Annotated in this window: 1 protein-coding gene; it reads left to right on the forward strand. The window is 45.8% G+C overall.

Going from position 1 to position 12,856, the window contains the following annotated elements; all coding sequences use genetic code 11:
* Window positions 1-13 precede the first annotated feature (13 nt).
* The gene (gene pksM / locus MHI44_RS20765) at window positions 14-12,814 is read left to right on the forward strand and encodes a polyketide synthase PksM (protein ID WP_339202579.1); all 12,801 of its coding nucleotides are present in this window, start codon (window positions 14-16) and stop codon (window positions 12,812-12,814) included.
* Window positions 12,815-12,856 lie beyond the last annotated feature (42 nt).

A 12,856-nucleotide genomic window follows, 5' to 3' on the forward strand; every position in this document is an offset into this window, starting at 1 on the left:
GAGGAGTGGGAAAATGATAACTGAACAACTGCACATTTCATTAAATAATCCAATCATGTCCAACCACAAGGTATATGGACAAGCGTTATTACCCGGCCTTGCTTATATAGATTTGATCTACCAAGTATTCCAGGAACATGGTTATGCATACCAAGAGCTTGAATTAAAAAACCTAACCATTTTTTACCCTTTGATCGCAGATGAGTCATATGACATTGCCCTGACCATTCACGTGTCTGAAAGAAAGGAAGGGACATGGTCCATCATCATCGACGGACAAAAACAGCATGGAGAATCACTATCTGACAAGAGACAATATGTGACTGCTGACATGCATCGTAAAGAGCAAACCGCTTTTGCCGAATCAATAGACCTTAATCAGTGGAAAAGTACAGCTGACAGGATTCTGAATTTAGATGAAATCTATGAACAATGCCGATCTCAAGAGTTAGTGCATACCGGCATGATGAAGGCAAAAGGGCGGATTTATGAAACCAAAGAGGGTGCTTTAATTGATTTAGCAGTTGGACAGGAAGCCCTGCGCCATTCTGAAGCTTTTCTGTTTCATCCGACGCTTATTGACGGCAGCGGCATAGGTTCAAGCTGCCTGATCTCAGATCAAACGATGTACCTGCCATTGTATTATGAATCGTTTTCTGCTTCAGAACGATTGCAAAAAGGATGTACAGCACGGATCCTCTCCTCATCTGTGCGCCAAAAGAAAGAGCTCACTTATATGACGATTGAATATTTTAATTCATCAGGACAAAAAGTGGCCGAGCTGAAACAATTTGCAGGCAAGTCTGTACGGAATATGTCAGCCTTTCATTCTCCAAAAGAAATTCAAGAAGAAAGAGCTGCTGTCTCTCAGAACATCAGTCAGGACTATCCCGCATTTGAAATGTATTTGCGTCAGCTGCTTGCTAAGCAGCTTGAAAGGCCGGCAGAACAAATGGATATCCACGCTGGGTACTATGAGCTTGGTCTGGATTCTCCGTCATTGCTTACCGTGGTTCAGGAAATTGGAGATAAGGTTGGAGCGGATCTTGCTCCGACACTGCTGTTTGAATTTACAACAATTGCAGAACTAGCTGCTCATCTTGCTGATCACTATTCAATTGGAGAGGCGGACGATGCTGTCCGCCAATCTCCTTCACCAATGAAGGATTCTCCTGATGGTGTTACCTCTTCACCAGAGATCGGGGAGGACATTGCCATTATCGGAATGGCGGGACGCTATCCTAAGGCAAAAAACATACAGGAATTTTGGGAACAGCTTAAAGCGGGTACCGACTGCATCACAGAGATTCCAAACTCACGCTGGGAATGGAAAGAAAACAATGGATTGGATTCCCCTGCAGGCAAGCCGCTCTCGAAATGGGGCGGGTTTATCGAGGAAGCTGATTGCTTTGATCCTCAATTTTTCAGAATCTCTCCTCGTGAAGCGGAAATGATGGACCCTCAGGAGCGGTTATTTTTAGAGACGTGCTGGGAAGCTATTGAAGATGCGGGTTATACACCTGAGACAATTGCTTCGCCAAAGGGAGAAAATAAAAGGCAGCATGTCGGTGTGTTTGCCGGTGTAATGCATAAGGACTATTCGCTTATAGGGGCGGAAGCTCTATCAGAACACAATCCATTTCCTTTATCGCTGAATTACGCGCAAATCGCCAACAGGGTCTCTTACTATTGTAATTTCCACGGCCCAAGCATGGCGGTGGATACGGTCTGCTCTTCCTCATTAACTGCGGTTCATTTGGCAATAGAGAGCATCCGGAATGGAGAATGCGAGGCCGCGCTTGCCGGAGGCGTCAATTTGTCATTGCATCCGGCTAAATATATCAGCTATGGCAGTGTAGGGATGCACTCAAGTGACGGCTATTGCCATACTTTCGGCAAAGGCGGGGATGGCTACGTATCTGGAGAAGGTGTCGGGACAGTATTGCTAAAACCGCTGCGAAAAGCTGAACAGGACGGTGACCGAATCTATGCTGTCATCAAAGGCAGTGCGATAAATCATGTAGGAAAAGTAAGCGGAATTACAGTACCGAGCCCGGTAGCTCAAGCTGATGTAATCGAAGCATGTCTAGAAAAAACAGGAATTGATCCGCGCACCATCAGCTATGTTGAAGCCCATGGCACTGGCACCTCATTGGGAGATCCGATTGAAATACAGGGGTTAGTAAAAGCTTTCAGCCGCAATACGCAGGACAAGCAATTCTGTTCAATCGGTTCTGTGAAATCAAATATTGGCCATGCTGAAGCTGCAGCCGGCATTAGCGGCTTAACGAAGACTGTCCTGCAGCTGCATCATAAAACCTTGGTGCCGTCATTACATTCAGAAGAGCTGAATCCTTATTTGAAGCTTGATCAAACCCCATTTTTTGTCCAGCATGAAACAAAGGAATGGGAGCAGCCATCTTTTACAGAAAACGGGGTGGACGTCACATATCCCCGCCGTGCCGGTTTAAGTTCGTTTGGCGCTTCAGGATCAAATGCGCATCTTATTTTGGAAGAATATATTCCGGCAGAGAGCCATTCAGAGACGATTTTAACGAAAAATGAAGAAATAGTGATACCTTTGTCTGCGAGAAACAAAGATCGTCTGCAGGCTTACGCTCTTAAACTTCTTGATTTTCTTAGCGAGGACGTCAATCTTTTAGCGTTAGCTTATACCATGCAGGCAGGGCGGGTTGAAATGGAGGAGCGTGCGGCCTTCATTGTAAAAGACATAAAAGATTTAACGGCTAAACTTCGGGCGTTTGCCAATGGCGAAGAAGAGATCGAGGGCTGCTGGACCGGACAAGCCAAGGAGAATCAGGAGGCGGCTGGGCTAGCATCGGTAAATGCGCTGAATAACAATTTGATAACAGACAGTGAAATGATGGAAATGGCGAAATCATGGGTTCAAGGACAGCGGGTCACCTGGGACGACCTATACGGCGATCGCAAGCCGCTTAAGATCAGTGTTCCGACCTATCCGTTTGCAAGGGAGCGCTACTGGATCCCGGTTCCTGAAATGAAAACCAGCACTGTGAATCATATCTTACATCCGCTGGTGCACCGCAATACATCAGACTTTACTGAGCAGCGCTTTAGCTCTGTATTTACAGGCACGGAATTTTTCCTTTCAGATCATGTTGTACAGGGACAGAAGATTTTGCCGGGCGTTGCCTATTTAGAAATGGCAAGGGAAGCAGCGGAAAAAGCTGCAGGCGATCTGGACGGCGAACAAAGAGTGGTGTCGCTTAAAGACATTGTGTGGGTGCGTCCTATCACGATAGAAAGTGAACCAAAAGAAATACATATTGGCCTTTTTCCTGAGGATAACGGGGACATTTCCTTTGACATTTATAGCAGCTCTGAACATAAAGAAGAAGCCCTGACGATACACTGCCAAGGCCGCGCTGTCATTTCAGATGAAGCGGACACTTCCATTTTAAACCTTTCATCAATACAGACAGAATGCAGTTTGGACACAGTGACGTCAGAACAATGCTATGCAGCGTTTCGAAAGATTGGGCTTGACTATGGAGAGGGCTATCAAGGGATTGAAAAAGTCTATGTCGGCAAAGATCAATTGCTTGCAAAAATCTCGTTACCCGCTTTTCTAAAAAACGACAAGCAGCATTTTGCGCTCCACCCGAGTTTGATGGATTCCGCGTTCCATGCCACAGTCGGTTTTATCGTTAGCTCAGTCAATGCCACTGGACAAGCTCAGACGCTGTCTCTTCCATTTGCATTGCAGGAGGTTGATATTTTCAGCCCATGTCCGGAGAAGATATGGTCTTATATTCGATATAGTTCAGACAGTAAAGCGGAGGACAAAGTCAGAAAGTATGATATTGATTTATGTGATGAGAACGGACACGTTTGTGTGCGAATGAAGGGTGCCTCGATGCGGGCACTTGATGGAGAGCAGCATTCAATGCCGCAACTTGTAACTGATTCTCAGATGACCGGGCATACGATGATGATCCCTGTCTGGGAACCAGTCTCTTCAGATACGGAGGATAATGCTTCGTTTGCTGGTACACGAGTTGTTTTATGCGGTGCTGCTGAAACTGATCAGGCATTAATAAAGCATCATTATCCGCAAGTTTCCTTTATCGATATCCGGCCTGCAGATGACATTGAGGGAATAGCGGACAAACTGCAAGCGTACGGAAGCATTGACCATGTATTGTGGATTGCCCCGTCACACCGGGGAAGTATAGGTAGTGATGGACAAGGAGAAGCTGTTCTTCACTTATTTAAGCTTGTGAAAGCATACCTGCAATTAGGCTATGGCGAGAAACAACTTGAATGGTCTCTTGTGACCGTCCAAGCGCAGCCGGTTACGCAACATGAGGCAGTACAACCCGCTCATGCAAGCATTCATGGACTTGCCGGCACAATGGCAAAGGAATATCCACACTGGAAAATCCGTCTTCTCGATCTTGAAAAAGGCTGCACATGGCCGGTAAATCACATGTTTGCGCTCCCAGCTGACCGCCTTGGCCATGCTTGGGCCTATCGTAATCAGCAATGGCATCAGCAGCAATTGATCCCATATCGGCACTCGCTGTCAGGCGACACGCTATATCGGAAAGGCGGAGTCTATGTGGTCATCGGAGGAGCCGGGTATATCGGAGAGGCGTGGAGTGAGTACATGATCCGCCGCTACCAAGCGCAAATCGTTTGGATTGGGCGAAGTCAACTTAATGCTGCCATCCAGTCAAAAATAGACCGACTTTCGGCGCTTGGCCCTGAGCCTTTCTACATTGCAGCCGATGCAGCCGATAAGCATTCATTGCAGCAGGCTTATGATCAAGTGAAAAAACGCCATCCTCATATTCACGGGATTGTTCACTCTGCGATGGTTTTATTTGAGCAAAGCCTGGAAAAAATGAAGCCGGAAGAATTCACCGCTGGACTGGCGGCGAAGATCGATGTCAGTATTCGGATGGCCCAAGTGTTCCGCCAGGAGAATGTAGATTTTGTTTTATTCTTCTCTTCGCTTGTAGCCCATATCAAAAATGTGAAGCAAAGCCATTATGCCTCTGGCTGTACATTTGCAGATGCTTTTGCTCACCGGCTTTCTCAGAGCTGGGCATGCCCTGTAAAAGTCATGAACTGGGGATATTGGGGGAATAGTGAAGCGGCTGAGGATGAACATTATGTACAGCTCATGAATCAAATCGGCTTAGGTTTAATTGAGCCTGCGGAGGCTATGAAGGCGCTGGAAGCCCTGCTTTCTGGGCCAGTCTTCCAAACAGCTTTCATTCATACGACAAAGCCTGTAGCAGTCGAAGGCGTGAATCAGAATGAATTCATCGCTCTTTATCCAGAGCAACCTTCAGCAGATGCAGAGAGCCTGATGGAGCGTCTGCCGACTACGGCACGATTTCAAAGAGTGACACATGAAGAGCTTGATGATCTTCTTTACAGGCTGTTGTTAGGACAACTTCAAACAGCCGGGCTGTTTGATGGTTATACATTATCGGTTGAACGTCTTCAACAATATAAGACTCGTGAATTTTATGGAAAATGGATTCGGCAAAGCAGCGAATTTCTCTTGCAGCATGGCTATCTTAAGAAAGTTGGAGATTCATTGGTGAGGAAGGACCAAGCAGAGGATATTGAGCTGCTTTGGCAAGAATGGAATGCGAAAAAAGAAAAGTGGCTTAAAGACAGCGAGACAAAGGCGATGGTTGTCTTAGCAGAGGCCATGCTGAAAGCATTACCGGATATTTTGACAGGGAAAGTCCCTGCAACAGATATCATGTTCCCGCATTCCTCGATGGAACTGGTGGAAGGCATTTATAAGCATAACCAAGTGGCAGACTATTTTAATAAAGTGCTTGCCGATACATTATTAGCTTATCTGGATGAACGTCTGAAGCACGACCCTGAGGCATCGATTCGCATTATGGAAATAGGCGCAGGCACAGGGGGCACGAGTGCCGGAATCTTTGAAAAACTGAAACCATATCAAAAGCACATCAATGAATATTGCTATACAGATCTGTCTAAAGCATTTTTGCTGCATGCAGAAAAGGAATATGGGGTGGAAAATCCGTACCTGACATATCAGCTTTTTGATGTGGAAAAGCCGATTGACCAGCAGGAATTTGAAGCGGGAGGCTATGATGTCGTCATTGCCGCTAATGTCCTTCACGCAACAAAAAATATCCGTCAAACACTGCGGCATACAAAAGCAGTAATGAAAAACAACGGAATGCTGCTGCTGAATGAAATGGCGGGAAACAGCCTGTTCCCTCACATCACCTTTGGTCTTTTGGAAGGCTGGTGGCTGTATGAAGATCCTGCAGTGCGGATTCCTGGCTGTCCAGGCTTACATCCTGACAGCTGGAAAGCGGCACTTGAAAGCGAAGGCTTTGAATCTGTCTTTTTCCCGGCCGAGGCGGCACATGATCTGAGTCACCAAATCGTCGCAGCTTCAAGCAACGGGCTGGTTCGACGTATGATGAAAAATGTGATCTTGCCGGAGAAGGTTGTTTCACAAGCGTCTAATCAGGAGCCAGCCTACATTCATACCATAGATTCAGAGGAAGCTGGACAATCAAAACATGCTCTCCTAAGAGAAAAAAGCACAGAATATATGAAAAAATTAATCGGGGAAACGTTGAAAATTCCTGCAGGAAAGATTGAGTCATCTGAACCGCTTGAAAAGTACGGTATTGATTCTATCGTTGTTGTCCAGCTGACGAATACATTGCGTAAAGAATTTGACCATGTAAGCAGCACTTTATTTTTCGAGTACCAGACCATTGACGCATTAGTGGAGCATTTCATCAAAACAAAAACAGAAGCGCTGATGAAATTAACAGGTCTTGACCGTCAAGTTCAACAACAGACACCGGCCGAAAGCAGAACCCAATTTTCACAGAAACCTGATCAGGCCGCTAAAAGAACACGGCGCTATCGCAAGCTTGGCTCCAGCGGGGAGAAAGAAACACCGACAAACACTCTTGCAAGCCGTGACGTTGCCATTATCGGCATTTCTGGACGCTATCCTCAGGCGGAAACAGCAGAAGACTTTTGGAACAACCTAAAAGAAGGAAGAAATTGTATTGAGGAAATTCCGAAAGAACGCTGGGATTGGAAAGCTTATTACGATAAAGAAAAAGGAAAAGAAGGATCAATTTATACGAAATGGGGCGGATTTATCAAGGATATGGACAAGTTTGACCCATTATTCTTTCAGATTTCTCCGCTTGAGGCAGAAAGAATGGACCCTCAGGAGCGATTATTTCTGCAAACCGCTTATGCAAGTATTGAAGATGCGGGATACACGCCTGACTCGCTCTGTTCAAGCAGAAAAATCGGCGTCTTTGCCGGAGTCATGAACAAAAATTATCCGACCGGATACGGCTATTGGTCTATCGCCAACAGAATATCCTATTTACTGAATTTCCAAGGCCCGAGTCTTGCAGTCGATACAGCCTGCTCATCCTCCCTGACAGCGATTCATTTAGCGCTGGAAAGCATTTATAGCGGATCGAGTGATTGTGCCATTGCCGGCGGTGTCAATTTAGTTGTCGACCCGGTTCACTATCAGAATTTATCTGTCATGAATATGCTCTCTGCTAGTGATACATGTAAATCATTCGGCGATGATGCAGATGGATTTGTCGACGGTGAAGGCGTAGGCGCCATTGTGTTAAAGCCGCTGCAGCAAGCAATAGCGGACGGTGACCATATTTACGGTGTGATAAAGGCAAGTGCCATTAATAGCGGAGGAAAAACAAATGGATACACGGTTCCAAATCCTCATGCACAGGCACAGGTAATTAAAGAAGCAATTGAGCGCGCCGACATTCCTGCCCGAACCATCAGTTATTTAGAGGCGCATGGAACAGGCACTGCATTAGGAGATCCGATTGAGATAGCGGGGTTAACAAAAGCATTCGAGAAAGATACGCAGGAGAAACAGTTTTGTGCGATCGGCTCCAGCAAATCAAATATCGGTCATTGTGAAAGTGCAGCCGGAATTGCAGGGCTGACAAAAATACTTTTTCAGTTTAAATATGGCCAAATTGCGCCATCATTGCATGCTCAGCGGTTGAATCCGAACATCGAGTTCAGCCATACTCCATTTGTCGTTCAGCAGCAACTTGGTGAATGGAAACGCCCGGTGATTGGCGGGCAAGAGGTGCCTAGGCGCGCTGGCTTGAGCAGTTTTGGCGCCGGAGGGTCCAATGCCCATATCATCCTGGAAGAATATATTCCAAGAACGGGGGCGCAAACGCCGAAAGACCATCCTCCAGCGCTGATTGTGCTGTCGGCCAAAAACATGGAACGCTTGCAAGAAAAAGCGGAACAGCTGCTTACAGCCATCAAACAAAAAAGGTACCGCGAAACAGACCTGATCAGGATTGCCTATACCTTGCAAACAGGCCGTGAAGCAATGGAGGAACGGCTGGCCTTTATAGCGGAATCACTAGAGGATCTTGAGAGAAAGCTGAACGATTTTATCGAAAACAAAGCAGACAGCCTGTATCTGGATCGCATCGATGATAACAAAAAAGCGTTAGCAGTCTTATCAGCGGATGAGGATACGGAAAAAATCATAGAAGCATGGATGAGCAAAGGGAAATACACGAAACTGCTGGATCTTTGGGTGAAAGGCTTGTCTTTCGACTGGGGCATGCTGTACGGCACCCAAACGCCTGTCCGGATCAGTCTTCCGGCATATCCATTTGCAAAAGAACGTTACTGGGCGCCAGGCGCGGCAAAGGCTCCGGCGTCTATAGAACAGGATCATGATCAGCAAACTGAAGAACCTTTCAAGGTTATGACGTTTCAAGAAGTGTGGAAAGAAGAGCCGGCGACTCTCACATCGAAACGTATCAAAACGCTCATCTGTTTTCTGACTGAAAGAGAAAAGCAAAACGCATTTGCTTCAGCCCTGAAAAACGTTGATCAAGACACCAAGGTCATTTTTATATCACAGGGCGAAGTGTACAGCAAACAGTCTGAATATAGCTATCAGATTGTGCGGCAAGAACCCGTTACTTTTGAAAAGGCCTTCCAGAGCATTAAAGAAGAACTTGGAGAGCCAGATGCAATCCTCTATATGTGGCCTATGGAAGACAAGCGCTGTATTAAGGACCATTCCTGTATTGTTTACCTATTACAAGGTATGTCCGCAGCAAAGCTTCATCCTTCACGGCTGCTGCTGGCAGGATGTTTTGAAGATAGTCTTGACCGAAGTTATCTGGAATCATGGATTGGCTTCGAACGTTCACTCGGGCTTGTCCTTCCGCACACAAAAGTGACTGGAATCTTTCAGCCCGCGGAACAAGGATCGATGGATGATTGGACACGTAAAGTCTGGGCAGAATTACAGGCTTCAACTGAACAAACGGTTTTGTATCAGAATCTGAAACGATATGTAAATCACATTGAACAGACAACGATACAACCGGACAACAGCAAATTGAAGTCTGGCGGTACTTACCTGATTACAGGCGGTGTAGGAGGGCTTGGTTATTTATTTGCCAAGCATTTGGCCAAAAACTATGCCGCAAACCTGATTTTGACAGGGAGGTCGCCTTTTAATGATGAGAAGCAAAAGCAAATAAAAGAATTAAAGGATCTAGGCGGCGAAGCGATGTATGCAGAAGCAGATGTGTCTGATCCTATCGCAATGGGAGACTGCGTAAAAAGAGGGAAAGACCGATTCGGTGCCATCAACGGTGTTATTCATGCAGCCGGAATCGAGAGCGACTCTGCTATTTTTGACAAAAAGATCGAAAGCTTCCAGCGCATCATTGAACCGAAAATCAACGGCACGATAGCGCTTGATGAATGGCTTAAAAATGAAGACCTTGATTTTATGTGTTATTTTTCTTCTTCTTCTGCGGTTTTAGGGGATTTTGGATGTTGTGATTATGCGATTGGCAATAGGTTTCAGATGGCTTACGCACAATACAGAAATGAGCTGCATAACGGTAAAACGTTTGTCATCAACTGGCCTGTGTGGAAGGATGGCGGAATGAAGATCGGTGATGAGGAAACAACGGATATGTACCTGAAATCAAGCGGCCAACGCTTCCTAGAAGCCGAGGAAGGTATCCGTATGTTTGAGCACATCCTAGCTCAGCAGGATGCTCAGCATCTCGTGATAGCCGGTCAGCCCAGCCGTGTCAGCAGATTTTTAGGAATGACTGAACCAGCTATTCCAGAACCGGCCACTCAAGCCCCTCTAGCACAAGAAAACAAGGATGAGGTAAAAACACTAAGCATTGAAAAGCGTTTAGAACACGACTTGAAAGAGCATATTCACACATTGCTTAAGATTTCAAAGGACAAGCTGAATTTGAACAAAAATTGGGCCGACTTCGGATTTGATTCGATCTATTTGGCTAAATTCTCGAACGTGTTATCAAAGCATTTCAACATCGAAGTGACACCGGCTTTATTTTTCGGCTATTCAACTTTACAAGAATTGATCAGCTTTTTCTTAACCGATCATAAAGAGCTGATTGAAGCATTTTACCGGGATGATGCATCAGAGGCGCAAAAGCCCCCTGAAGCTTATGCAGTAATTCCTGTAGCTCCAGAACCGGAAACCAGTAAACAAAGCATTCGGCAGGTTCACGATGAGCCTATTGCCATTATCGGCATGAGCGGCAGGTTCCCTCAAGCTGATTCGGTCCATGAGCTGTGGGATAATCTGAAAAACGGTAAATCGTGTATCTCTGACATTCCGGGCGAACGCCGGGACTGGGGGAGAGCTAACAGAGATCCAGAAAAAGCAGTGCCAAGGTGGGGTGCATTTTTGAAGGACATAGACCGGTTTGATCCGCTGTTTTTTCAAATATCGCCTAAAGAAGCCGAAAGCATGGATCCGCGCCAGCGCATTTTTCTAGAGGAAGCATGGCACACGTTTGAAGACGCCGGCTATATGGGAGATCGGATAAAAGGAAAATCCTGCGGTGTTTATGTAGGTGTGGAAGAAGGGGAATATGCGCATCTAACCGGAGATTCGGATTACATTAACGGAACACAAAACGCCACATTGTCTGCGAGAATCGCATACGCATTGGATTTAAAAGGGCCTAATATGGCTTTGACAGCAGCATGTTCATCTGGACTGGTGGCGATTCACCAGGCATGTTCAGCTCTGCGTCAGGGGGATTGTGAAATGGCTTTAGCCGGCGGCGTCAGCTTGAATATTTCTCACATGTCTTTTGAGGCGCTGACAAGGGCCGAAATGCTGTCTCCGAACGGACAATGCAAAGTGTTTGACCAGGATGCCAATGGTCTTGTGCCAGGTGAAGCGGTGGCTGCTGTTCTCTTGAAACCATTATCAAAGGCAATTGAAGATAAAGATCATATTTATGGCTGCATCAAAGCCAGCGGCGTGAATTACGATGGCAAAACCAACGGCATTACTGCGCCAAATCCTTTTAGCCAAGCAGAATTGATCGAAAACATTTATGAAAAAAATGAAATCAATCCGCTCGATATTCAATATGTGATGGCGCACAGTACCGGCTCGAATCTTGGTGATCCGCTTGAGGTCCAAGCGTTAACGAGCGTGTTCAGCAAATATACGAAGCAGAAGCAATTCTGTATGATCAGCTCAATTAAACCTTTAATCGGACATACATTTGCAGCGTCAGGAACGGTTGCTTTAATCAGTTTGCTGATGGCTATGAAAAACCAGATCATTCCGGCCACTCATCACTGTGAATCGGAAAACCCGTATATTCCGTTTAAAGAAAGCCCATTTGTGCTTTGCAAAGAAAACCGTTCGTGGATCAGGAAAAATCAGAAGCCGAGGATGGGAACGATCAGCACGACTGGAATCAGCGGCACCAATGCACATGCAGTCATTGAAGAATACATCCCGGATGATCAGCCGTCCACACAGCGGCATCAAGGGTCACCGCAGATCATTGTGCTTTCAGCCCAAAATGACGATCGGCTTCAGGATGCTGCCTGCCGCATGATTGCGTATCTGGAGCAGAATCATAACCTTTCTTTACCTGATGTGGCATATACGCTTCAGGTTGGGAGAAAAGCCATGGAAGCAAGGCTCGCGCTCGTTGCAAACAATCAGAAGCAATTGGTGCGAAAATTGAAGGAATATGTGAAAGCAATGAAGAATGGTGGGGTATCAGGCCAACAGAGATCCCTTTATACAGGATATACAGAAGGGATTTTAGAAGAACAAGATGAAGCAGTTCTGCAAGCTCTCGCAAAAGAAAGAAATTTGGAAAACATCGCGGAATGCTGGGTGAAAGGATATCAGATTCCTTGGGAACTCTTTCATGATGGCGATCACGTTCGGATGGTTTCTTTACCTGGTTATCCATTTGCAAGGGAACGGTATTGGATTTCGTCAGGCACTCAGCAATCAGAGGCCGTTAAACAGCATTCACAAGATATGAAAACAGAGATTGACGAGCCGAATGGCAAAAGCCACATTCAAAAGATCATTGTTCAATTTTTAGCACGAGAATTGGGCATATCTGAGGATCGAATCAATTTCAAAAGAAACTTCCTGGATTATGGGATGGATTCAATTCTTGGCCGAAAATTGATGCGGCATATCGAAAAAACCACGCAGCTGAAGATGGCCGGTCGGGAAATCCTTGAATGTCAGACAGTCCAAGCTCTATCTGACCATTTGGCCTTAAAAGCGGAAAAACAAAATCATAGCGCAGCAGCACATCAAATAAAGGACACGTATACAGACGAGCAAATCATCGGATTGATGCAAGAGGTGGCGCTAGGGAAATTGGATTTTAAGAGTGTGCAAAACATCATAGAAGGGAGTAAATCGTATGAATCATAAAGAAATTCTCGATGCCTTCAGATCAGGAGAATTAACCATTTC

Source organism: Bacillus sp. FSL K6-1366, assembly GCF_037976695.1.
Classification (GTDB): Bacteria; Bacillota; Bacilli; order Bacillales; family Bacillaceae; genus Bacillus; species Bacillus subtilis.

Bases quoted from the DNA above. Each gene is read 5' to 3' on its own strand.
- pksM (WP_339202579.1), top strand. From the start codon at position 14: ATGATAACTGAACAACTGCACATTTCATTAAATAATCCAATCATGTCC.